The sequence below is a fragment of the Amycolatopsis sp. w19 genome (assembly GCF_051373225.1).
GTDB lineage: Bacteria > Actinomycetota > Actinomycetes > Mycobacteriales > Pseudonocardiaceae > Amycolatopsis > Amycolatopsis japonica.
The window spans coordinates 637,793-659,141 of the sequence record NZ_JBPQFM010000002.1 but is presented as its reverse complement, the minus strand read 5'-3'; the positions used below and the strand labels follow the sequence as shown (position 1 = coordinate 659,141).

The window sequence follows — 21,349 nt, the reverse complement described above, 5'->3', positions numbered from 1 at the left end:
GTCGGGGCGGCCCGGGCTTCGCAGGGATGGGATCAGGCGTCGAGGTCGGTCGCCACCAGCTCGGCGATGGCGTCGACGGCCGCCTCGGCCCCCTCACCCTCGGCACTGATGATGACCTCGTCGCCGTGACCGGCGGCGAGCGTCATCAGGTTCAGCACGCTGCCGGCCGCGACCGGGTCACCGCCCGCCTTGGCGATGTGCACCGCGACGGGCTGCGCCGCGGCCGCCTTGGCGACCGTCGCCGCGGGCCTGGCGTGCAGGCCCACCTTGCTGGCCACGGTGACGCGTTTCTCCGGCATGTTCTTTCCCTTTCGTGCCTTTGGTTCTGCTGAGCTGAAACTACTTGACGGGCTTCGCCGCGGTGGCTTCGAGATCCGCCTCGATGGCGTCGTCCTCGCGGCCGGGGGTCCGCAGGTTCCACTTCTTGATCACGAACCGGAAGATCACGTAGTAGACGACCGCGTAGGCGAGACCGATCGGGATGAGCAGCCAGACGTTGCCGCTCGCCGCCGGGAGACCGCTGTTGAGCGCGAAGTCGATCGCACCGGCCGAGAAACCGAAGCCGAGGTGGATGTCGAGCGCGTTCACCAGTGCCAGCGACGTACCGGTCAGGACCGCGTGGATCAGGTACAGCGGCCACGCGACGAACATGAACGAGAACTCGATCGGCTCGGTGATACCGGTCAGGAACGAGGTCAGCGCACCGGCGATCATCACACCGCCGACGATCTTCTTCTGGCTGGGCTTGGCGCTCTGCCAGATCGCCAGCGCCGCGGCGGGGATGGCGAACATGAAGATCGGGAAGAACCCGGTCATGAAGGTGCCGCGGGTCGGGTCGCCCTCGAAGAACTTCGTGAGGTCACCGCCGTCGAAGATGAACCACACCGGCACGTTCAGCAGCTGGTGCAGACCGACCGGGATCAGCAGGCGGTTGAGCACACCGTAGATACCGCCACCGACCACCGGGGCGCCGGTGACCGCTTCGCCCGCGGCCTGGATGCCGTCGTTGACCCAGTGGAAGACCAGGCCCAGCGGCACCGCGAGGACCATCAGGGTCACCGCGGTGATGATCGGCACGAACCGGCGGCCGCCGAAGAAGGCCAGGTACGGCGGCAGCTTGATGCGGTAGAACTTCTGCCACAGCAGGGCGGTGACCAGGCCGACGATCACACCGGCCAGCACGCTGTAGGGCCACTTCATCGGGTTGAGCATCAGGCCCGCGGGCTTCTCGGGGTTCCAGCCGGGCAGCTCGGAGAACGGCGCGAAGACCTGGAGGACGCTGGTGAACACGAAGAAGCCGACCACGGCGGCCAGCCCGGTCGCGCCGTCGCTCTTCCGGGCGAAGCCGACGGCGATACCCACCGCGAACAGGAGCGGGAGCCAGCTGAACAGCGAGTTGCCCGCCGCGCCGAGCACTTCGGCGACCTTGTCCCAGCCGAGGCCGTCCTTGCCGAGGAGGTCGGGTTGGCCGAACCTGTTCAGGAGCGCGGCGGCGGGCAGGGCGGCGATGGGGAGCATGAGGCTACGGCCGAAGCGCTGAAGCCCGGCCAGTCCCTTGCCTTTGCCCTTCGCCCCCTCCGCGGTGGTGGAGCTCATCGGGTACCTCCGTAGTGAGGATGGTGACCGGAATCCGGGGTGTTCCGGTCCAGCTGCATGGTGACCTGGTAGTGATCGCCCCGGTACCAGGAAGTCATGTCTTCGATCGGTTCCCCGTTGACGCTGGAGACCCGGCGGAAGACAAGAAGCGGACTGCCGGCGCGCATGCCGAGCAGGCGTGCCGTTTCGCGGTCCGCGGATTCGGCCCAGACCGTCTGCCACGCGTGATCCGGGCGCAGGTCGTACGACTGGGCGAGTTGGACGTACAACGATCGGGTGAGATCGAGGTCGAGCAGACCGGGCATCCGGCCCGCGTGATACCAGCCGCGTTCGACCGCCAGTGGCACGCCGTCGGCACGGCGGAGCCGGACCAGGTGGTGCGCCGGGGTCCCGGCGGCCAGGCCGAGGGCGTGCGCCGAGGGGGCGGGCGGGACCTCGGTGGCGGTCTTGACGACCTCCGTGGTCGGCGTCATCCCGCGACGGCGCATGTCCTCGGTGAAGGACATCAGGTAGAGCTGCAGTTCCATCCGCCTCGCGGCGGTGAACGTCCCCTTGCCGCGCACCCGCGACAAGAGCCCTTCTTCGACCAGCTTGCCGATCGCCGAGCGGACCGTGAGCCTCGACACCTGGTAGGTCTCGGCGAGGTCACGTTCCGAGGGGATCGGCGAGCCGGGGGGTAGCTCACGCTCCACCGTGCGGCGCAGAATCTCCCGCAGCTGGGCGTGCTTGGGCGTCGGTCCGTTGATCACACGGTCGGACGGCGGCAGCTGCGCCGAAGCGCTCATGACGGTCACCGTCCTTTCGGGCCGGTCTGTTCGGGTAACCCGTACTCGCATCTGGTCCGGAAGATTGGTACGTTCCGGTCTAGACCAATGATCCGATGGGGCAGGATGCTCCGTCGCACGAGCGGGTGTCAACCACCGTTACGCGTTCGTGGCCAGGGATCGGGTGCGAGTCGGCGAACGGCGTAGTACAGCTGGTTCGCATGTGGGAAACCGACAGGGAACAGGGAGACCGCGATGGCGGATGACAGGGCGGAAAAGATCCTCGCGGGGCTCGGCGGTGCCGAGAACGTCATCGAGGTCGAGGGGTGCATCACCCGGCTCCGGTGTGAGCTCGAAGACATGAGCCTGCTCGACGAAGCGGCGCTGAAGGCCGCCGGCGCGATGGGCGTCGTGCGCATGGGGGCCGGTGTCCAGGTCATCGTGGGCCCCGAGGCCGACAACATCGCCAGTGAGATCGAGGATCTGCTGTGAGTCTCGAGATCCTCAGCCCGGTGAGCGGCAAGACGACCGCTATGACCGAAGTGCCCGATCCGGTCTTCGCGCAGGCGATGGTCGGCCCCGGCATCGCGGTCCTGCCCTCGGGCGGGCGCCAGGACGCGGTCGCCCCGGTGGACGGGACGGTCGTCACGCTGCACCCGCACGCGTTCGTGGTGGCCACCGAGGACGGCCGCGGCGTGCTGGTCCACCTGGGGATCGACACGGTGAAGCAGAAGGGCGAGGGGTTCACCCTCCACGTCGTCAAGGGCGAGGCCGTCCGTGCCGGGCAGCCGGTCGTCGGCTGGGACCCCGACGCGGTCAAGGCCGCGGGCTACTCGCCGATCGTGCCCGTGGTGGCGCTCGACGCGAAGGCGGAAGTCCTTTCCGGACTGCTCACCGGCGGTGACGTCGAGGCGGGCGACCCGATTTTCACCTGGGACAGCTGAAAGCTCACGAAAAGGGTCCCTTTAGGACGGTGACAACGTCCTAAAGGGACCCTTTTTCGTGTTTTAGGCCGTGACGACCTGGCCGTTGGTGACCTTGACCGCGATCGAGGGCAGCGGCTGGTCCGCAGGTCCCTTTTTGACCGCGCCGGTCGCGGCGTCGAAGATCGAGTTGTGGCAGGGACATTTCAGCTCCGCGCCCTCGGGGACGACCGCGCACCCCTGGTGCGTGCAGATCGCGCTGAACGCGGCCGCCGTGCCTTCGGCGGTCCTGGTGACGATGACGTCCTTGCCGTCGGCCGTCTTGGCGGCCTTCGCCTGGCCGACCTGGAGGTCGGAGAGCGCGGTCAAGGTCTCGCCCGGCGCCGCGGCGGGCGGTGCGGCGGTCGAACCGGACGGCGTGCTGTCGCTTCCGCAGGCCGTGAGGGCCACGGCCCCGGCGGCGGCACCGGCGACGGCGGCGCCGGTGGTCAGGACCTTGCGGCGGGAATGGAGTTCGGCAGTCATGCCCATACACACGGTCCGGGCACCCATCCGGTTCAATTTCGTCGGCCATCGGGTGCCGGATTGAACCGCGAGGCCCTCTTTTCCGTGTTCAAAGGCATAGGGGAACCGAACACGCGGGAAAGAGATACGGACATGATCCGGTGGTTGTTACGGGCGGTGGTGGCGGCTGGCCTCCTCGGCTCGGCGTGGGTGCATTACGTCGTATGGCAGGACTGGGCCTCGGAAACGGCTGTGGTCGGCCCGCTCTTCCTGGTGAACGTCGTGGCGGGCGTGGTCATCGCGATCGCCGTCCTGGTCTGGCACCACTGGCTTCCCGCGCTCGCGGCGGTCGGCTTCGGCCTGGCCACGCTGGGCGCGTACGTGCTCTCGCTGACCACAGGGTTCTTCGGCGTCTCGGAACGCTTCACCACCCAGGCCGAGCTCTGGGGCCTGATCACCGAAGTGGCTTGTGTGGTCTTCGCCCTCCCGCTGCTCCTCAACCGCGAAAGCACGGATCGGTGAAGGAATTCGCGGAGGACCGGCTGATGCGGGCTCTGCACGACGAGCACGCGGCGGCACTCTGGTCCTACGCACTGCACCTCACCAGCGGCGACCGGGTCCGCGCGGAGGACGTCGTCCAGGAGACCCTGCTGCGGGCCTGGCGCAACGCCAAGGTGCTCGACCAGACCGAGGGCTCGGCGCGGGGCTGGCTGTTCACCGTGGCGAGACGGATCGCCATCGACGACTGGCGGGCCGCCGAGGCGCATCCGGAGGTGGTGACCGGCCAACCGCCCGAAACGGCGGTCACGGACGGCACGGAACGGGCGGTCCAGGGCTGGCTGGTCGCCGAAGCGCTCGGTGAGCTCTCGCCGAGGCACCGGGACGTCCTGGTCCTGTGCTATTTCCAGGGTTACTCCGTCGCCGACGCTGCGAAGCGGCTGGGTGTGGCCGAAGGGACGATCAAGTCGCGGACGCATTACGCGTTGCGGGCGCTGCGGCTGATATTGGAGGAAAGAGGGGTGACTCAATGACCGACCCCTTCGCCACCTACGACGCGGCCTACGTGCTCGGTGCGTTGTCCCCGGAAGACCGGTTCGCCTACGAGAAACACCTTCGCGTCTGTGACCGGTGCGCGGCGTCCGTGCGCGACCTGGCCGGGATCCCCGGGCTGCTCGCCCAGGCGGGCGCTCCCGCCCTGCTGGAGGACGAACCGGCGCCCTCGCCGGAGCTGCTGCCGACCGTGCTCAAACGGGTCCGCCGGGGAAGGCGGATCCAACGGGCGATCACCACCACCGCGGCCGGGTTGGCCGTGGCCGCCGGCGTCGCGCTCGTGGTCGTCCTGACCGGGCCGATGGCGGAGGCGGGCGACCCGATGACCCCGCTCGGCGACTACCCGGTGACCGCCGAAGTCGCCATGTCCGCCACGGACACCGGCACGAAGGTCGACATGACGTGCAGCTACGGCGGCAACCGCACCGGGGACTACATCCTGGTCGCCGTCGGCGCCGACGGCGGCACCAGCGAGCTCGCGTCCTGGCGCGCGATGCCCCAGGACACCGCGCATATCGTGGTCGGCACCGCGATGCGGACCGGGGACATCAAGGCGCTCGAGATCCGCACGCCCTCGGGTCTGCCGCTGCTGCGGATGAACCCCTGATCCCGGTGTCATGACAGGTCTTCGGTGCCGGGCGCGGGATGGATTGCCGCTCGCGCGGAAACTTCGGGCGCCCGGTACCGCTTCGGTCTCCCAAGTACATGAAGGCCCCCATCCTTGCGCCTGGGTACATGAAGGGGGCCTTCACGTACCCAGGCGAACGGCCGCTCCGCGCGCTGCCGTCGGCCGGGCTGAAGGACGCTTCCCCGCATCCCATGCGACGAAAGCTCCCTTCACCGCGTGAGACGCCGTGAAAGCTCCCTTCGGCCCACCCTCCCGCATCCGTGCGTGAACGGTCCGTTCATGACTTCCGCACCCTCGCCCCACCTGTCGAAAGTGCGTGAAAGTCCCTGTCACGAAAAGAAAATCTTGCCGCCCGCGCACCACCGGACGCACTCTTGATCTCGTGTTCACGCCGATCGCCTTCGCAGTGGCGGGCGCCGGATCGGCGCTCGTCACACGCTCCTGCCTGCGCCGGGCCGGAGCGCCGATCACGGCGTGGGCCGCCGCCCTCACCGCCGTGGCGCTCGTCGCGGTCTGCCTCAGGTACCAGTCGGGAGCCTGGCCGTCGTGGTGGCTCGCGGTCCCCGCCGTGCTGACCGTCTTCGCGGTCCCGCTCGCGCTCGCCGACCTCAAGTACCGCCGCCTGCCCGACATCCTCACCTTGCCCGCGTACCCGGCACTGGCCGCCGCGCTGGCGATCGCCGCGCACGGGGGAGGGGCCGCCATCGCGTGGCGGGCGGTGCTGGGCGCGCTGGTGTTCGGCGGGGCGCACGCGCTCGTGCACGCGGTGTCGCCACGCTCGCTCGGCGCCGGGGACGTGAAGCTCGCCGGGAGTCTCGGCGCGGTCCTCGCCGCGACGGGCTGGCCGTCGATCGTGCTCGGTGCCGTCGCCGCCGCGTTACTGAGCGTGGCGCTCGCGGTGGGCGGGCCCCGGCATCCGACGGTGCCGCACGGGCCCGGTCTCCTGGTCGCGGCGTGGGCGCTCGCCGTCTTCGCCGGACCGGGTCCTGGATAGCCCGGCCTGTACCGGGACTTCGGAGGAGGTTGTGACAGGATCTGTCAGGTGTTGCGCTGGATAACCGCAGGGGAATCGCACGGACCCGCCCTCGCCGCCATCCTGGAAGGGATGCCCGCCGGGGTCGAGGTCACCACCGCCGAAGTGGGCGAGCAGCTCGCGCGCCGGAGGCTCGGCTTCGGCCGCAGCCCCCGGATGGGCTTCGAGACCGACCACATCGAGTTCACCGGCGGTGTCCGGCACGGGCTCACCCAGGGCGGCCCCGTCGCGGTCCAGATCGAGAACGCCGAGTGGCCCAAGTGGGAGAAGGTCATGTCGGCCGATCCCGTGCCCGCCGAGGAGCTGGAAGGCCTCGCGCGCAACGAGCCGCTGACGCGTCCCCGGCCCGGCCACGCCGATCTGCCCGGCATGCAGAAGTACGGCTTCCCCGAGGCCCGTCCGGTGCTGGAGCGCGCGAGCGCCCGCGAGACGGCGTCCCGCACGGCGCTCGGCACGGTGGCCCGTGCGTACCTCAAGCAGCTGCTCGGGGTCGAGATCCTCAGCCACGTCGTGTCCATCGGCGGCGCCTCGGCGCCCGAGGGGCCGCTCCCGGTGCCGTCGGACCTCCCGGCCATCGACGAGAGCCCGGTCCGCGCCTTCGGCCAGGAGGGGACCGACGCGATGGTCGCCGAGGTCGACGCCGTGCGGAAGGCGGGTGACACCGTCGGCGGCGTGATCGAGGTGATCGCCTACGGTCTGCCGCCGGGCCTCGGCTCGCACGTCCACTGGGACCGCAGGCTCGACGCCCGCCTCGCCGGCGCGCTCATGGGCGTCCAGGCGATGAAGGGCGTGGAGGTCGGCGACGGCTTCACCACGGCCAAGCGCTGGGGCAGCCAGGCGCACGACGAGATCGACCGCGGCACCGGCCCGGTCGGGGTGACCCGCCGGTCCAACCGCGCGGGCGGGCTCGAAGGCGGCATCACCAACGGCGAGCCGCTGCGCGTGCGGGTCGCCATGAAGCCGATCTCGACCGTCCCCAAAGCACTGTCCACTGTGGATGTCACTACCGGCGAACCCGCGGTGGCCATCCACCAGCGTTCCGACGTCTGCGCGGTACCCCGCGCCGGGGTCGTGCTGGAGTCGGTGGTCGCGCTCGTGCTCGCGGACGCCGCGCTGGAGAAGTTCGGCGGCGACTCGCTGATCGAGGGCAAGCGCAACGTCGAGGCCTACCTGAAGGCGCTCGAGGAGCGCTGGTGACCCCTCGCGCGGTGATCATCGGGCCACCGGGCTCGGGCAAGAGCACGGTCGGCCCGGCGCTCGCCGCCCGGCTCGGTCTCGCCTTCCGCGACAGCGACGACGACATCGTCGCGAGCGCGGGCAAGCCCATCACCGACATCTTCGCCGAGGAGGGCGAGCCCGCCTTCCGCGCGCTGGAGGAGGAGATGGTCGCGAAGGCGCTGGCCGAACACGAAGGCGTCCTCTCCCTGGGCGGGGGAGCGCCGATTACGCCGGGCACCCGGGAACGGCTGGCCGGGCACACCGTGATCTTCCTGAACGTCGGGATGGCCGCGGGTGTCCAGCGCGCCGGGCTCTCGACCGCGCGCCCGCTGCTGGCCGGGGTGAACCCCCGCGCCACCTACAAGGCGCTCCTCGACGCGCGCCTGCCGGTGTACCGCGAGGTGGCCACGTTCGAGATCGAGACCGACCGGCTGACCGCCGACGAGGTCGTCGAGGCCGCCCTCATCGGGCTGACCGAGATCAGCAAGGAACGAGCATGAAACGCACCATCGCCGGTGTCCTGCTCGCCGTCGTGGCCTTGAGCCTGACCGCGTGCGGCGAGGAGAAGCAGCCTGCGGGCGCCGACGTCGTCCAGACCGGCGCGGCCACCAGCCCCGCGCCGGAGACGGATGTCGCCGCCGACGTCAAGGTCACCAAATGCGACAGCGACAGCTACACCCCGAAGATCACCATCGAGGTCACCAACAGCACGGGTGAGGACGCGCGGTACGCCGTCACCATCGCGATCAAGGACGCCGAGGGCAAGGCCGCCGGTGAGGCGCTGTTCGCGAAGAACCGGATGACGCCCGGCCAGAAGGTGACCGAAGAGATCCCGGGGGACACCCCGGTCAAGGGCAAGATCACCTGCGAGGTCGCGAGGGCCAAGCGGCTTCCGCCGAAGTGAGGGGAACGATGACCGAGCCGGTCCGCATCACCGTCAACACCGCCAAGCCCTACGACGTCGTCATCGGTCGCGGCCTGCTCGGCGAGCTCACCGAGCAGCTCGCCGACGCCTCCAAGGTCGCGCTGATCCACCCGCCGACGCTGACGACCACCGCCGAGGCCATCCGCGACGAGCTGGCCGAGGCCGGGATCGACGCGCACCGGGTCGAGATCCCCGACGCCGAGGACGGCAAGGCGCTCACCGTCGCCAGCTTCTGCTGGGAGGTCCTCGGCCGCATCGGCCTCGACCGCCAGGGCGTGGTCGTCGGGCTCGGCGGCGGCGCCGTGACCGACCTGGCCGGTTTCGTCGCCGCCACCTGGATGCGCGGCGTCCGGCTGGTCAACGTGCCCACCACGCTGCTGGGCATGGTCGACGCGTCCCTCGGCGGGAAGACCGGCATCAACACCGAGGCAGGCAAGAACCTGGTCGGCGTCTTCCACGAGCCGAGCGCGGTCCTCGTCGACCTCGCGACGCTGGAAACGTTGCCCCCCAACGAACTCGTCGCCGGAATGGCCGAGGTGGTCAAGGCAGGCTTCATCGCCGACCCGCGGATCGTCGAACTCGTCGAGCAGGATCCCGCCGCGGCGCTGGACACCACCGGCGAGGTCCTCGGCGAGCTGGTCCGCCGCTCGATCCAGGTCAAGGCCGACGTCGTCGCCGCGGATCTGCGCGAATCGGATCTGCGCGAGATCCTGAACTACGGGCACACGCTCGCCCACGCCATCGAACGCCGTGAGCGGTACCGGTGGCGTCACGGCGCGGCGGTCAGTGTCGGCCTGGTGTTCGCCGCCGAGCTGGCGCGGCTGGCCGGCCGTCTCGACGACGCCACCGCCGAGCGGCACTCCAGGGTGCTCAAGCTGCTGGGCCTGCCGACCACCTACGACCCCGACGCGCTCCCGCAGCTGCTGGAGACGATGAAGGGCGACAAGAAGACCCGTTCGGGCGTGCTGCGGTTCGTCGTCCTCGACGGGCTCGCGAAGCCCGGCAGGCTGGAAGGCCCGGACCCGTCGCTGCTCGCCGCGGCGTACTCGGTGGTGGCGGGGGACGCTCCCAAGCCCGGCGGGAGTGTGCTGCTGTGAAGGTGCTCGTCCTCAACGGCCCCAACCTCGGCAGGCTCGGGCTGCGCGAACCCGGCATCTACGGTTCGGCCACGCACGCGGATCTGGCCGCCACCTGCGTCGAAACCGGCAAGGAACTGGGGATCGACGTCGAGGTCCGGCAGACCGACCACGAGGGCGAGATGGTCGGCTGGCTGCACGAAGCCGCCGACGCGGGCTGGCCGGTGGTGCTCAACGCCGCCGCGTGGACGCACTACTCGATCGCCGTCCGCGACGCCGCCGCCCAGCTCAAGGCGCCGCTGATCGAACTGCACATCTCCAACGTGCACAAACGCGAGGCGTTCCGGCACCACAGCGTGCTGTCGGACATCGCCACCGCGGTGATCGCCGGGCTCGGGGTCGACGGCTACCCGCTGGCCCTGCGCTGGATGGCCGCGAACGCGGCGTGAACAACCCTCCCGAGCTCAAGACCACGAGGCTGCGGCTGCGCGCGCTGACCGAGGCCGACACCGACGCGATCATCGGGCTTTTCGCCGACCCGGCGATGAGCGCGCATTTCGCGGTGCCGCTCACCGAGCCGGACCGCGTTCGCGAAATGGTCGGCCGCAGGCTGTCCTACGAAGGCCCGGCGGGCATGGGGCACTGGGCGATCGAACGCGACGGCGAAGTGATCGGGCTCGCGCATCTGCGGCCGTCGCAAGAACTTCCCGGCGACGTTCCGGAGCTCGGGTACTACCTGTCGCGGGCGCACGGCGGGCAAGGTCTGGCGACCGAGGCCGCCAAGGCGCTGCTGGAGCACGGACTCGTCGGGCTCGGCCTGTCGTCGGTGTGGGCGCTGGTCGGAGAGTCCAATGTGGCCAGTCAGAATCTGGTACGGCGCTTGGGTTTCCTCGATGTCGGCGGCGGTGACCACTACGGCAGCGGGCCGCATCGCGTCTTCGTCGCGCTGCCTTCGGACCACGGCCGCGCGCACCACATCGAGCTGTGGGTACCCGATCTCGGCCGCGCGGAGGAGAGCTGGGGCTGGCTGCTGGGCGAACTCGGCTGGCGGGAGTTCCAGCATTGGCCCGTCGGGGTCAGCTGGAAGCACGGCGCGACCTACCTCGTCGTCGAGCGTTCTCCGGCCCTCAGCGGGGAAAAGCACGACCGCACCGCGCCGGGCCTGAACCACCTCGCCCTGCATGTCGAGTCACGCGATCGGGTGGATGAACTGGCTTCGAAAGCCGTCGAACACGGCTGGTCGCCGATGTTCGCGGACCGCTATCCGAATGCGGGCGGTGACCATCACTACGCCGCCTACCTCGAAAACGCCGACGGCTTCGAAGTGGAATTGGTCGCCCTCCCGGGTACTGACGTCACCCGGCTGGGTTAAGCCTCGCTACACTCGGCCATCATGCGCCTTTTTCGTGGGGGTCGGCGACCCGCCCGTGCCGTGGTGGCCGTCGTCGCGGCGGGCGCGGTCCTCGCGGCGTGCAGCGACGGGAACGTGCAGTCCCAGGCCGACGGCAAGGGCGGCGGGATCGGCGGGGCACAGCAGGCGCCCCAGGAGAAGCCGCGGCCGATGGACGTCGTACTCGCGACGAGCGATCCCCGGGCCAGCGGAGGCGTGGTCGCCGCGGGCGAGCAGGACGCGGTCTACAACTACAGCCCGACCGTGATGCGGGACGGCGGCAAACTCAAGATGTGGTGGTGCAGCCAGTACGGCAGCGCCCAGCCGCCCGGTGACGACGTCCTCTACGCGCAGTCGCCCTCGCTCGACGGCCCCTTCACCGGCCCGTCCGGTGGCGGCCCGGCGGCGGTGTTCTCCGGCGCGCCCGGCGGTTTCGACGGCATGCACACCTGCGACCCGTCGGTGATCAAGGTCGGCTCGACCTACTACATGTATTACACCGGCGCGGCGGGCGATCACGCGCTCGGCAACTCGATCGGCCTCGCGACCAGCCCCGACGGGCTCACCTGGACCCGTGCGGCGGGCGGGCGGCCGATCATCGGACCGGCGCACGACGTCCACCGCGCCAACGTCTACGGCGCGGGACAGCCCTCGGCGGTGTACCTCGACGGCTGGTTCTACGTGCTCTTCACCGACACCACGGCCAAGGCCGCCGGGTGGAACGGCGCCGGGCAGTTCCTGCTCCGCGCCAAGGACGCGGCGTTCACCCGGGGCGTGGAGACGCTGGGGGAGCAGGGCTTCGTCGCCAAGCCCACGACGATCTCGCCGCGCACCCGCTCACTGGTCGACGGATTCAGCACCGACCTCATGTGGGTCGGTTCGCTCGACGCCTTCGTGATCGCGCACGAGACCGACGCCGGCACCACGCTCACCTTCTGGACCAGGGACTTCACCGCGCAGCCGTACCGGCCGGCGCTCATCCCCGGCGCGTGGAAGGAAGGCCCCGGCCTGGTCCGGCGGCCCGACGGGCACGCGCCGCTCACGTCGGGCGACGTCTGCGATCGGGTGCCCTTCGACGTCGTCCGCGCCACGATCATCGGCGGCGCGGGGGCGCCGACCGACCTCAAGCATTTCGGTCTGGACGTCCGCGGTTCGCGGGCGTGCGACGGCGACGCCCGGCTCCGGACCTCGTTCGAAGGCGTCGCGATGCCGTCGCCGCAGCGGACCATCGACCTGGTCGCCGACGGCAAGCTGGTGCGGGTCGATCGGCGCTCGGTGGCGGCGGCGCTCGCGGGCGAGGTGCTGGACCAACGGCTCAAGGTCGTCGACAAGTTCCCGCAGGCCGCGCGGCTGAGCGCCGGCGCGAAGACGGTGCACGCGCCCGGTCGCGGGTACGGCGTGGTGCTCGACGGCAAGCTGTACGCGGTGCCGGACGCGGGGACGGCGGCGCTGAACGACTCGGCCGTCGAAGAGATCGGCGATCAGGCCTGGGACGGCTTCCCGGCCGGTTTCTCGCTCGCCGGCTGATCCTCGTCGTCGCCGGTCCTGGTGATGCGGCCACCGACGAACAGGCCGATCCCGGCCGGGATGAGCACCAGCAGGGCCGAGAAGGCGGCGCCGCCGGTGAGCGCGCCGCCGAGTTCCGAAGCTCCGGTCTGGTCGACGAACACCGCGCGGCCGATCACGTACAGCACGCCCGAGACCGGGCCGGCGATGAGCGCCGCGATGAACCAGTTCTTGCCGCGTTCGGGCCTGCCCTGCCAGGCGTCCACGGCGCCCCAGCCCGCCGCCGCGCCGACCAGGACGGCGAGGGCGAGGGAGGTGACGAGGGTCTTGTCGGTGGGGTTGAAGACCTCGTACTTGGCCAGCACGGTGACGGCCGCGCCGTGCAGCAGCGCCATCACGAGTCCACGAGTCAGCCACGGTGCCATTGGAGAAGCTTAACTCGCCAGTAGCGACCCACGCGCCCACGTGCCGGTGGGTGTTCGGTCCTCCGGTCCGTGAAGGCCTCCTTGCCTACCCTGAAGGTAGTAAAAGGAGGCCTTCACGGACTGGACGACCGCCACATTCGCCCCAGATACACCAGTAGCCACGATGAATGCGCGTGAAGGCCTCCTTCCCTCGGCTCAGCCGCGTGAAGGGGGCCTTCACGCGACGATGCTGTGACTGGTGCCGGTGGGACGTGCGTGGCGGGCCGCAAGTCCGTGAAGGCCTCCTTGGTGAACCCGTATTTGCTGACCCGCTGGTGTGGCCGGGGCCGAGTGGGGAAGATTCCGGCCGTCCAACGTCCGGGATCTTCCCCACTCGGTCGTCCGCCCCACGGCGTGACCGGCACGATCAACGTTCAAAGACCAGGACGACCACCGCGACGACAACCGGACTCTCGCTCCCACGCAGGTCGGACGTAGGTACACAAATGAAGGCCTCCTTGAGGGACCCAGAGTCCCTCAAGGAGGCCTTCACGGACCGGTATTCGGTGATCTACGTCCGAACTGGGCGTGAGCGGGATTCGTTCCAGACAGGGGCGAGCGTTGTTGATGAAGGATTTGGGACGTTCACCGTCCCAAATCCTTCATCAACGAATCCCTGTGTGGAGGAGTCAGGACGTTCGACGTCCCGAACCGCTCAGGCTCGGCCCGAACCCGTGGTCAAGTAAAAGGAGGCCCTCACGGACCACCGCACCCCACAGCGAACGCAAGCAGCAGGCGAAACGCGTGCCGCGGGCGGCCCACCCCCTAAACTCCATGACGTGCGTGAATACTTCTCTCGCCGCCGCGCGGCGCTGCGTTCCCTGCTGGCCGACTCCGGAGTGGACGCGCTGCTGGTCACGGACCTGCTCAACATCAGGTACCTGACCGGCTTCACCGGGTCCAACGCCGCCCTCCTCGTCCACGGGAGCGGCGACGACAAGACGATCTTCTGCACCGACGGCCGCTACCAGGTCCAGTCGGCGACGGAGGTGCCCGACCTCGAACGGGTGCTGGACCGCGCGAGCGCGGCGAAGCTGGCCGATCTGGCGGCAGAGAAGAAGCTCGGCAAGACCGGCTTCGAGAGCCAGCACGTGAGCGTCGAGCAGCACGAGGACCTCAAGGTCCGCTTCGACCGCGTCGAGCTGGTCCGGACGCCCGGGCTCGTCGAGCAGCTGCGGCTGGTCAAGGACGAGCAGGAGATCGAGGCGCTGCGCCAGGCGTGCGCGGCGGCCGACCGGGCGCTGGAGGATCTGGTGTCCGCCGGCGGGCTCCGCCCGGGCCGCACCGAGCTCGACGTCGCCCGCGACCTCGAGAATCGCATGCTCGGCCACGGGTCGACCGGGCCGTCGTTCGACACCATCGTCGCGGCGGGCGCGAACTCCGCGATCCCGCACCACCGGCCCACCTCGGCCGTGCTCGCGACCGGCGGGTTCGTCAAGATCGACTTCGGCGCCACGGTCGACGGCTACCACTCCGACATGACGCGCACGTTCGTCATCGGCAAGCCCGCGGCGTGGCAGGAGGAGATCTACGAGCTGGTCCAGCGCGCGCAGGCGGCGGGCTGCGACGCCGTACTGCCCGGCGCCGAAGTGTCCGAAGTGGACAAAACGGCCCGTGGCGTGATCGTCGAGGCGGGGCGCGGCGAGGAGTTCGGCCACGGCCTCGGGCACGGCGTCGGACTGCAGGTGCACGAGGCGCCCAGCCTCGCCACCACCGGCGTCGGTACACTGTCCGCCGGTATGGCCGTCACCGTCGAGCCTGGTGTGTATCTGCCCGGACGCGGAGGCGTGCGCATCGAGGACACGCTGGTCGTGCGGGAAGGTACGCCCGAACTCCTCACGCTGAGCACCAAGGAACTCGTGGTCGTCTGACGACGGCCCGGAAGATCGACACAGGAGACTGCACACTCGTGGCCACCACCAACGACCTGAAGAACGGGCTCGTCCTCAACCTCGACGGCCAGCTCTGGACCGTCACCGCGTTCCAGCACGTCAAGCCGGGCAAGGGCGGCGCGTTCGTCCGCACCACGCTCAAGCACGTGCTCACCGGCAAGGTCGTCGACAAGACCTTCAACGCGGGGACGAAGGTCGACACGGCCACCGTCGACCGCCGCAACATGACGTACCTGTACAAGGACGGCGCGGACTTCGTGTTCATGGACGCGGAGACCTACGACCAGATCACCGTCCTGGCCGAGACCGTCGGCGACAACGCGAACTACCTGCTCGAGAACTTCGAGGTCCAGGTCGCGGTGCACGAGGGCACGCCGCTGTACATCGAGCTGCCGACCTCGGTCGAGCTCATCGTCCAGCACACCGACCCCGGCCTGCAGGGCGATCGCTCCACCGGTGGCACCAAGCCCGCCACCCTGGAGACCGGCGCCGAGATCCAGGTGCCGCTGTTCCTCACCACCGGCGAGAAGATCAAGGTCGACACCCGTGACGGCCGCTACCTGGGCCGCGTTTCCAGCTGATGGCCGACTCAGCCAAATCGGGCAAGTCGCCGAACCGCGGCGGGCCGATCAGCCGTCGTCAGGCCCGTAAGCGTGCCGTCGAGATGATGTACGAGGCCGCCCAGCGTGGCGCCGACGCGGTGACGCTGCTGGCGGACAGGGTCGGTTCGGTCGAGGTCGACCCGATCGCGGACTACACGATCTCGCTGGTCGAGGGCGTCACCGGCCGCAAGACCCAGATCGACGAGCTGCTCTCGGAGCATGCTCAGGGCTGGACGCTGGACCGGATGCCGCCGGTGGACCTGGCGGTGCTGCGGGTCGGCGTCTACGAGCTGCTGTGGGCCGAGGACGTGCCGGACCCGGTCGCCATCGACGAGGCCGTCGGGCTGGCGAAGGAGCTGTCGACCGACGATTCGCCGCGTTTCGTCAACGGCGTGCTCGGCCGGATCGGCACGATCGCCGACAGGCTCCGCGCGGTCCTCTAGAAGACGTACGACAACGGGCCGTGTCCTCTGCCGAGGGCACGGCCCGTTCTCGTGCTCGGTGGTGCCGGTTGGCGTTTCCGGTCCCCCCGGACCGAAAACGTCGCCATCTCTAGTCCTCTTTGGACGGTCGAGCCTCGGGCGGCAGCACACCCCAGTCGATCAGCTGCTCGGTGAGCTCACCGGGGGTCATGTCGTAGATGATCGCCAGCGAACGCAGGTCCTCGGTGCGGATGGAGAGCACCTTGCCGTTGTAGTCGCCGCGCTGGCTCTGGATGGTGGCGGCGTAGCGGGCGAGCGGCCCGACCTTCTCCGCCGGGAGCTGCTGGAGCCGCTCCAGGTTGATGACGATCTTCGTGGCGGGCTCGGCGCCCGACGGCACCCGGCCCTCCGGCAGCAGCTCGACCACCGGGACGCCGTAGAAATCGGCGAGCTCGGCGAGCTTCTGCACGGTGACGGCGCGGTCGCCGCGCTCGTACGAACCGACGACGACGGCCTTCCAGCGGCCTCCGGACTTCTGCTCGACCCCGTGCAGGGACAGGCCCTGCTGCTGGCGGATCCCGCGGAGCTTGGCCCCGAGCGCCTTGGCGTAATCGCCCATCTGGTGGTTCTCCGTTTCCTCACCCCCAACCGGTCGGGGTGACCGGTCCAGGGGACTCCTAGAGTCGAATACTCAGAGTAATGGTTACGCATAGTTGTCACCAGGTCAAGCGGGTGCTTTCGGGAGGCCTTCGTCACCTGGGGCGCGCCACTCGTAAGAATGAGCCATCGCTCCTGCTAGTGTCGGGGGGATTTCCTCGCTACGCAGGAAGTCGACGTCCTTTAAGGACCCGTCCAGAGAGGCGGGGAAGGAGGTCCGCCTTGTCGTCACGCCCGCGTGGCGCGGCGGAACCGGCGGGAGAGCGCGAGCTGCTCTCGTCCGGCGATGTCGCGCGCACGATCGCCCGAATGGCCCACCAGGTCATCGAGAAGACCGCTCTCGGTGCCGGTGGCTCGACTCCGCCCGTGTTGCTGGGCATCCCCACCAGGGGAACGCCGCTCGCCCTGCGGCTCGCGGACAAGATCGCCGAGTTCTCCGGCATCCGTCCGCCGACCGGCGCGCTGGACATCACGCTCTACCGTGATGATCTCCGCCGCCGCCCGCCCCGCGCGCTCGAACATTCGCAGCTGCCGCCGACCGGTATCGACGACGCGGTGGTGATCCTGGTCGACGACGTGCTGTTCTCCGGCCGCACCATCCGCGCCGCCCTCGACGCCCTGCGCGACCACGGCCGCCCGCGCGCGGTCCAGCTGGCCGTGCTGGTCGACCGCGGTCACCGCGAACTGCCGATCCGCGCCGACTACGTGGGCAAGAACGTGCCCACCTCGCGCGCCGAGGGGATCGAGGTCCTGCTGTCCGAAGTGGACGGACGGGACACGGTTCTGCTTCGCGCGCAACCAGAAGGAGATCGATCGTGAAGCACCTGCTCGCCACCGACGGGCTCGACCCGGCGCTCGCGACAGCCGTGCTGGACACCGCCGAAGAGCTCAAGCACACCTTGCTGGGCCGCGAGGTCCGCAAACTGCCGACGTTGCGCGGCCGCACCGTCATCACGCTGTTCTACGAGAACTCCACCCGCACCCGCGTCTCGTTCGAGATCGCGGGGAAGTGGATGAGCGCCGACGTGATCAACGTCTCCGCGTCCAGTTCCTCGGTCAACAAGGGCGAATCGCTACGGGACACCGCGCTGACGCTGGCCGCGGCCGGCGCCGACTGCGTGATCATCCGGCACCCCGCCTCCGGTGCGGCGCAGCGGCTTTCGGGCTGGCTCGCCGAAGCGGGGACGGCGGTCGTCAACGCCGGGGACGGCACCCACGAACACCCGACGCAGGCGCTGCTCGACGCGGCCACGTTGCGGGAGCGCCTCGGTTCGTTCGAGGGCCGCCGCATCGGGATCGTCGGCGACGTCCTGCACAGCCGGGTCGCGCGGTCGAACATCCACCTGCTGTCGGCGCTGGGCGCGGAGGTGGTGCTCGTCGCGCCGCCGACGCTGCTGCCTGCAGGCGTGGAGAGCCTGCCGGTGACGGTGTCGCACGAACTCGACGCCGAACTGCCCGCGCTCGACGCGGTCATGATGCTGCGGGTCCAGGCGGAGCGCATGCACGGGGGCTTTTTCCCGAGCGCGCGCGAGTACTCGATCGCCTACGGCCTCAACGAACGGCGGATGAAGCTCCTGCCCGAGCACGCCGTCGTCCTGCACCCCGGCCCGATGCTGCGCGGGATGGAGATCGCCTCGGCGGTCGCCGACTCCCCGGCCTCGGCCATCACCGAACAGGTCCGCAACGGCGTCCACGTGCGCATGGCGGTCCTTTACCACTTGCTCGCCAGCGAAGGAGCCGCCGCGTGACCACCGTCCTGATCAAGGGCGCCCGCCCCTACGGCGAGGGCGATCCGGTCGACGTGCTCGTCGAGGACGGGGTCATCACCGACATCGGTTCGCTCGACGTTCCTGACGACGCCGAAGTGATCGAAGCGGGCGGCCAGGTGCTGCTCCCCGGTTTCGTCGACCTCCACACCCACCTGCGCGAACCCGGCCGCGAGGACACCGAGACCATCGCCACCGGTTCGGCCGCGGCCGCGCTCGGCGGCTACACCGCGGTGTTCGCCATGGCCAACACCGATCCGGTGGCCGACAACGCGGTGATCGTCGACCACGTGTGGCGCCGCGGCCAGGAGGCCGGGCTGGTCGACGTGCACCCGGTCGGCGCGGTCACCGTGGGTCTCAAGGGCGAGAAGCTCGCCGAACTGGGCACCATGGCGAAGTCCGAAGCCCAGGTGAAGGTGTTCTCCGACGACGGCCTCTGCGTCGCGGACCCGCTGCTCATGCGCCGCGCGCTGGAGTACTCGACGGCGCTGGGCGTGGTCATCGCGCAGCACGCCGAGGAGCCGCGGCTGACCGTCGGCGCGCAGGCGCACGAAGGCGAGCAGGCCGCCCGCCTGGGCTACACCGGCTGGCCCGCCTCGGCCGAGGAGTCGATCGTCGCCCGCGACTGCCTGCTCGCCGAGCACGCGAACGCGCGGCTGCACGTCTGCCACGTTTCGACCTCGGGCACCGCGGACATCCTGAAGTGGGCCAAGGACCGCGGTACCAAGGTCTCGGCCGAGGTCACCCCGCACCATCTGCTGCTGACCGACGAGCGGCTCGCGACCTACGACCCGGTCAACAAGGTCAACCCGCCGCTGCGCACGGAATCCGACGCCGAGAAGCTGCGTACCGCGCTGGCCGAGGGCGTCATCGACTGCGTCGCCACCGACCACGCGCCGCACGCGGTCCAGGACAAGGACTGCGAGTGGAGTTCGGCCCGCCCCGGCATGCTCGGGCTGCAGACCGCGCTGTCGATCGTGGTCGAGACCATGGTCCGCACCGGCCTGCTGGACTGGCGGGGCGTCGCCAGGGTGATGAGCGAGCGGCCCGCCGAGATCGGGAACCTGACCGACCACGGCCGCCCGATCGAGGTCGGCGAACCCGCCAACCTGACGCTGGTGGACCCGGACACCGAATGGACCGTGCGAGGCGCCGAGTTCGCGAGTATCGCGGCCAACACCCCGTACGAAGGAATGCGGCTCCCCGGCGTGGTGACGGCGACGTTGCTGCGCGGGCGGATCACCGCGCGGGAAGGGAAGATCACGCAATGAGTGACCGGATCCTGCTGACCCTGGCGGTCTTCGCCTTCTTCCTCTTCTGCGTGTTCCTGATGTGGCGCGGCTGGCGGCGGAAGTCACGGGCGCAGAGCGTCCAGGTCCCGCCGTTCGCCGAAATCCCTGCCGAACCCGGCGAGGCGTCGCTCGAATCGACCGGTCTCTACGTCAGCACGACCACCGCCGGGCACTGGCAGGACCGCGTCGTCACGCGCGGCGCCGGTCTGCGCACCGGCGCGGTCTGGCGCCTGCACGAAGACGGTATCGCCATCGAACGCGGCGGTGCCCCGGACTTCTGGATCCCGCGCGCCTCGGTCACCGGCGTCCGCAAGGACAAGGGGATGGCCGGGAAGGTGATGGGCATCGACGCGCTGCTCGTCATCACCTGGCTGGCCGGCGACGCCGAGCTGGACACCGGCTTCCGCGGCGACGACGTCGACGACTATCCACAGTGGATCGAAGCTTTGCAAGACATTCCCAACGACATCAAGGGAGGTGCCTGATGAGCACCGCGAACGGCATTAGGACCCCCGCGGCACTGGTCCTCGAAGACGGCAGGGTGTTCCGCGGTTCCGCGTACGGCGCCCGCGGCCGCAGCTTGGGTGAGGCGGTGTTCTGCACCGGGATGACCGGCTACCAGGAGACGCTGACCGACCCCTCCTACCACCGGCAGATCGTGGTCCAGACCGCGCCGCAGATCGGCAACACCGGCTGGAACGACGAGGACGACGAGTCCTCGCGCATCTGGGTCTCGGGCTACGTCGTCCGCGACCCCGCGCGCACCCCGTCCAACTGGCGCTCGAAGCGCACGCTGGACGAGGAACTGGAGCGCCAGGGCGTCGTCGGGATCTCCGAGGTGGACACCCGCACGCTGACCCGGCACCTGCGCGAGCAGGGCGCCATGCGGTCCGGCGTGTTCTCCGGTGACGCGCTGGGCACCGACGAGGAGATGCTCGCCGAGGTGAAGGCCAGCCCGCAGATGAAGGGCGCCGACCTCGCCGGCGAGGTCACCACGAAGCAGCCGTACGTCGTCGAGGCGCAGGGCGAGCGGAAGTTCCGCGTGGCCGCGCTGGACCTGGGCATCAAGTCCAACACCCCGCGCCTGATGGCCGCGCGCGGCATCGAGGTGCACGTGCTGCCCTCGTCGTCCACTGTGGACGATCTGCTCGCGGTCGAGGCGGACGGCGTGTTCCTGTCCAACGGTCCCGGCGACCCGGCGACCACCGCGCACGCCACCGAGCTGACGAAATCGGTGCTGCAGCGGGAGATCCCGCTGTTCGGCATCTGCTTCGGCAACCAGATCCTCGGCCGCGCGCTGGGGCTGGGCACGTACAAGATGCGCTACGGCCACCGCGGGATCAACATCCCGGTGATCGACGTGGCCACCAAACGGGTCGCGATCACCGCGCAGAACCACGGTTTCGCCCTCGAAGGCGAGCCGGGCCAGCGGTTCGAGACGCCGTTCGGCGCCGCGCAGATCTCGCACTACTGCCCGAACGACGACACCGTCGAAGGTGTCCGCGCGTTCGACGTCCCCGCGTTCTCGGTGCAGTACCACCCCGAGGCCGCCGCCGGCCCGCACGACGCGGCCCCCCTGTTCGATGAGTTCGTGAGTTTGATGAGCAAGAGCGCGGGGCGGGGAAATGGCTGACCAGGTGA

26 protein-coding genes and 1 pseudogene are annotated in these 21,349 nt (G+C 69.9%); 21 read left to right on the top strand and 6 right to left on the bottom strand.

The window, feature by feature from the left end:
- Positions 1-32: 32 nt before the first annotated feature.
- The 3 genes from ACSMFO_RS07505 to ACSMFO_RS07495 are packed head-to-tail and all read right to left on the bottom strand — an operon-like array spanning position 33 to position 2,381.
- A complete protein-coding gene (locus tag ACSMFO_RS07505) occupies positions 33-299 on the bottom strand; it encodes an HPr family phosphocarrier protein (RefSeq protein WP_350574560.1) in 267 nt (88 codons plus the stop codon).
- Between the two features lie 40 nt (positions 300-339).
- Positions 340-1,596, bottom strand: a complete 1,257-nt coding sequence (locus ACSMFO_RS07500; RefSeq protein ID WP_037343920.1) for a PTS transporter subunit EIIC — start codon at positions 1,594-1,596, stop codon at positions 340-342.
- A complete protein-coding gene (locus ACSMFO_RS07495; protein WP_037344522.1) occupies positions 1,593-2,381 on the bottom strand; it encodes a GntR family transcriptional regulator in 789 nt (262 codons plus the stop codon). The genes ACSMFO_RS07500 and ACSMFO_RS07495 overlap by 4 nt, the downstream gene beginning before the upstream one ends.
- A gap of 225 nt (positions 2,382-2,606) precedes the next feature.
- Between ACSMFO_RS07495 and ACSMFO_RS07490 the strand changes: the two are divergent.
- Both ACSMFO_RS07490 and ACSMFO_RS07485 read left to right on the top strand, forming a co-directional pair.
- Positions 2,607-2,852 (top strand): annotated as a pseudogene (locus ACSMFO_RS07490) (glucose PTS transporter subunit EIIB); the annotation flags it as partial.
- The gene (locus tag ACSMFO_RS07485; RefSeq protein ID WP_016333082.1) at positions 2,849-3,304 is read left to right on the top strand and encodes a PTS sugar transporter subunit IIA; all 456 of its coding nucleotides are present in this window, start codon (positions 2,849-2,851) and stop codon (positions 3,302-3,304) included. The pseudogene ACSMFO_RS07490 and the gene ACSMFO_RS07485, both read left to right, overlap by 4 nt.
- Positions 3,305-3,367: 63 nt before the next feature.
- Here ACSMFO_RS07485 and ACSMFO_RS07480 read toward each other — a convergent pair whose 3' ends face one another.
- Complete coding sequence (locus ACSMFO_RS07480) at positions 3,368-3,808, bottom strand: ubiquinol-cytochrome c reductase iron-sulfur subunit (protein ID WP_360091706.1); 441 nt, start codon at positions 3,806-3,808, stop codon at positions 3,368-3,370.
- A gap of 132 nt (positions 3,809-3,940) precedes the next feature.
- On the opposite strand from ACSMFO_RS07480, the gene ACSMFO_RS07475 reads away from it, so the two are divergent.
- The 11 genes from ACSMFO_RS07475 to ACSMFO_RS07425 all read left to right on the top strand — a co-directional run bounded on the left by ACSMFO_RS07475 (position 3,941) and on the right by ACSMFO_RS07425 (position 12,634).
- Positions 3,941-4,309 (top strand): hypothetical protein, encoded by a 369-nt coding sequence (locus ACSMFO_RS07475; protein WP_038515616.1) that lies wholly within the window; start codon positions 3,941-3,943, stop codon positions 4,307-4,309.
- Entirely contained in the window at positions 4,306-4,818 is a 513-nt protein-coding gene (locus ACSMFO_RS07470) for a sigma-70 family RNA polymerase sigma factor (protein ID WP_073846967.1), read from the top strand. Before ACSMFO_RS07475 ends, ACSMFO_RS07470 begins: the two co-directional genes overlap by 4 nt.
- The gene (locus ACSMFO_RS07465) at positions 4,815-5,444 is read left to right on the top strand and encodes an anti-sigma factor family protein (protein WP_436457608.1); all 630 of its coding nucleotides are present in this window, start codon (positions 4,815-4,817) and stop codon (positions 5,442-5,444) included. The genes ACSMFO_RS07470 and ACSMFO_RS07465 overlap by 4 nt, the downstream gene beginning before the upstream one ends.
- Positions 5,445-5,847: 403 nt before the next feature.
- Complete coding sequence (locus ACSMFO_RS07460; protein ID WP_436457606.1) at positions 5,848-6,459, top strand: prepilin peptidase; 612 nt, start codon at positions 5,848-5,850, stop codon at positions 6,457-6,459.
- Positions 6,460-6,507: 48 nt separating this feature from the next.
- Positions 6,508-7,695, top strand: a complete 1,188-nt coding sequence (gene aroC / locus ACSMFO_RS07455; protein ID WP_037343929.1) for a chorismate synthase — start codon at positions 6,508-6,510, stop codon at positions 7,693-7,695.
- The gene (locus ACSMFO_RS07450; RefSeq protein WP_084098334.1) at positions 7,692-8,216 is read left to right on the top strand and encodes a shikimate kinase; all 525 of its coding nucleotides are present in this window, start codon (positions 7,692-7,694) and stop codon (positions 8,214-8,216) included. Before aroC ends, ACSMFO_RS07450 begins: the two co-directional genes overlap by 4 nt.
- Entirely contained in the window at positions 8,213-8,620 is a 408-nt protein-coding gene (locus ACSMFO_RS07445) for a hypothetical protein (RefSeq protein WP_436457604.1), read from the top strand. Before ACSMFO_RS07450 ends, ACSMFO_RS07445 begins: the two co-directional genes overlap by 4 nt.
- 8 nt (positions 8,621-8,628) lie before the next feature.
- Complete coding sequence (gene aroB / locus ACSMFO_RS07440; RefSeq protein WP_038515608.1) at positions 8,629-9,738, top strand: 3-dehydroquinate synthase; 1,110 nt, start codon at positions 8,629-8,631, stop codon at positions 9,736-9,738.
- Positions 9,735-10,166, top strand: coding sequence for a type II 3-dehydroquinate dehydratase (gene aroQ, locus ACSMFO_RS07435; RefSeq protein ID WP_038515606.1), 432 nt, complete (start codon positions 9,735-9,737; stop codon positions 10,164-10,166). Before aroB ends, aroQ begins: the two co-directional genes overlap by 4 nt.
- Positions 10,163-11,089: a GNAT family N-acetyltransferase gene (locus tag ACSMFO_RS07430; protein WP_436457601.1), complete on the top strand. Its 927-nt coding sequence runs from the start codon at positions 10,163-10,165 to the stop codon at positions 11,087-11,089. Before aroQ ends, ACSMFO_RS07430 begins: the two co-directional genes overlap by 4 nt.
- 60 nt (positions 11,090-11,149) lie before the next feature.
- Positions 11,150-12,634: a beta-xylosidase gene (locus ACSMFO_RS07425; protein WP_436457657.1), complete on the top strand. Its 1,485-nt coding sequence runs from the start codon at positions 11,150-11,152 to the stop codon at positions 12,632-12,634.
- On the opposite strand, the gene ACSMFO_RS07420 is transcribed toward ACSMFO_RS07425, so the two are convergent.
- A complete protein-coding gene (locus ACSMFO_RS07420; protein ID WP_436457655.1) occupies positions 12,589-13,008 on the bottom strand; it encodes a B-4DMT family transporter in 420 nt (139 codons plus the stop codon). The two genes, ACSMFO_RS07425 and ACSMFO_RS07420, sit on opposite strands and share 46 nt — an antisense overlap.
- Before the next feature lie 848 nt (positions 13,009-13,856).
- Here ACSMFO_RS07420 and ACSMFO_RS07415 point away from each other — a divergent pair.
- The 3 genes from ACSMFO_RS07415 to nusB are packed head-to-tail and all read left to right on the top strand — an operon-like array spanning position 13,857 to position 16,014.
- Complete coding sequence (locus ACSMFO_RS07415; RefSeq protein ID WP_436457599.1) at positions 13,857-14,948, top strand: M24 family metallopeptidase; 1,092 nt, start codon at positions 13,857-13,859, stop codon at positions 14,946-14,948.
- 38 nt (positions 14,949-14,986) lie between these two features.
- Positions 14,987-15,550: an elongation factor P gene (efp, locus tag ACSMFO_RS07410; RefSeq protein WP_038515597.1), complete on the top strand. Its 564-nt coding sequence runs from the start codon at positions 14,987-14,989 to the stop codon at positions 15,548-15,550.
- Complete coding sequence (nusB, locus tag ACSMFO_RS07405; protein ID WP_063274190.1) at positions 15,550-16,014, top strand: transcription antitermination factor NusB; 465 nt, start codon at positions 15,550-15,552, stop codon at positions 16,012-16,014. The genes efp and nusB overlap by 1 nt, the downstream gene beginning before the upstream one ends.
- 109 nt (positions 16,015-16,123) lie before the next feature.
- Here nusB and bldD read toward each other — a convergent pair whose 3' ends face one another.
- Complete coding sequence (gene bldD, locus ACSMFO_RS07400; protein ID WP_003096372.1) at positions 16,124-16,612, bottom strand: transcriptional regulator BldD; 489 nt, start codon at positions 16,610-16,612, stop codon at positions 16,124-16,126.
- A 260-nt stretch (positions 16,613-16,872) separates the two neighbouring features.
- Here bldD and pyrR point away from each other — a divergent pair, with 260 nt between their 5' ends.
- The 5 genes from pyrR to carA are packed head-to-tail and all read left to right on the top strand — an operon-like array spanning position 16,873 to position 21,341.
- Entirely contained in the window at positions 16,873-17,469 is a 597-nt protein-coding gene (pyrR, locus tag ACSMFO_RS07395; RefSeq protein ID WP_016333099.1) for a bifunctional pyr operon transcriptional regulator/uracil phosphoribosyltransferase PyrR, read from the top strand.
- On the top strand, positions 17,466-18,398 hold the full coding sequence (locus tag ACSMFO_RS07390) for an aspartate carbamoyltransferase catalytic subunit (RefSeq protein WP_016333100.1): 933 nt from the start codon (positions 17,466-17,468) through the stop codon (positions 18,396-18,398). Before pyrR ends, ACSMFO_RS07390 begins: the two co-directional genes overlap by 4 nt.
- Positions 18,395-19,687 (top strand): dihydroorotase, encoded by a 1,293-nt coding sequence (locus tag ACSMFO_RS07385; RefSeq protein WP_436457596.1) that lies wholly within the window; start codon positions 18,395-18,397, stop codon positions 19,685-19,687. Before ACSMFO_RS07390 ends, ACSMFO_RS07385 begins: the two co-directional genes overlap by 4 nt.
- Complete coding sequence (locus tag ACSMFO_RS07380) at positions 19,684-20,193, top strand: transporter (protein WP_436457595.1); 510 nt, start codon at positions 19,684-19,686, stop codon at positions 20,191-20,193. Before ACSMFO_RS07385 ends, ACSMFO_RS07380 begins: the two co-directional genes overlap by 4 nt.
- Complete coding sequence (gene carA, locus ACSMFO_RS07375; RefSeq protein WP_436457593.1) at positions 20,193-21,341, top strand: glutamine-hydrolyzing carbamoyl-phosphate synthase small subunit; 1,149 nt, start codon at positions 20,193-20,195, stop codon at positions 21,339-21,341. Before ACSMFO_RS07380 ends, carA begins: the two co-directional genes overlap by 1 nt.
- Positions 21,342-21,349 lie beyond the last annotated feature (8 nt).

Coding starts and splice junctions, on each gene's coding strand:
- ACSMFO_RS07480 (WP_360091706.1), bottom strand. CDS start 3,808: ATGACTGCCGAACTCCATTCCCGCCGCAAGGTCCTGACCACCGGCGCC.
- ACSMFO_RS07420 (WP_436457655.1), bottom strand. CDS start 13,008: ATGGCGCTGCTGCACGGCGCGGCCGTCACCGTGCTGGCCAAGTACGAG.
- ACSMFO_RS07500 (WP_037343920.1), bottom strand. CDS start 1,596: ATGAGCTCCACCACCGCGGAGGGGGCGAAGGGCAAAGGCAAGGGACTG.
- ACSMFO_RS07495 (WP_037344522.1), bottom strand. CDS start 2,381: ATGAGCGCTTCGGCGCAGCTGCCGCCGTCCGACCGTGTGATCAACGGA.
- bldD (WP_003096372.1), bottom strand. CDS start 16,612: ATGGGCGATTACGCCAAGGCGCTCGGGGCCAAGCTCCGCGGGATCCGC.
- aroB (WP_038515608.1), top strand. CDS start 8,629: ATGACCGAGCCGGTCCGCATCACCGTCAACACCGCCAAGCCCTACGAC.
- ACSMFO_RS07465 (WP_436457608.1), top strand. CDS start 4,815: ATGACCGACCCCTTCGCCACCTACGACGCGGCCTACGTGCTCGGTGCG.
- ACSMFO_RS07445 (WP_436457604.1), top strand. CDS start 8,213: ATGAAACGCACCATCGCCGGTGTCCTGCTCGCCGTCGTGGCCTTGAGC.
- ACSMFO_RS07505 (WP_350574560.1), bottom strand. CDS start 299: ATGCCGGAGAAACGCGTCACCGTGGCCAGCAAGGTGGGCCTGCACGCC.
- carA (WP_436457593.1), top strand. CDS start 20,193: ATGAGCACCGCGAACGGCATTAGGACCCCCGCGGCACTGGTCCTCGAA.
- ACSMFO_RS07475 (WP_038515616.1), top strand. CDS start 3,941: ATGATCCGGTGGTTGTTACGGGCGGTGGTGGCGGCTGGCCTCCTCGGC.
- ACSMFO_RS07380 (WP_436457595.1), top strand. CDS start 19,684: ATGAGTGACCGGATCCTGCTGACCCTGGCGGTCTTCGCCTTCTTCCTC.
- nusB (WP_063274190.1), top strand. CDS start 15,550: ATGGCCGACTCAGCCAAATCGGGCAAGTCGCCGAACCGCGGCGGGCCG.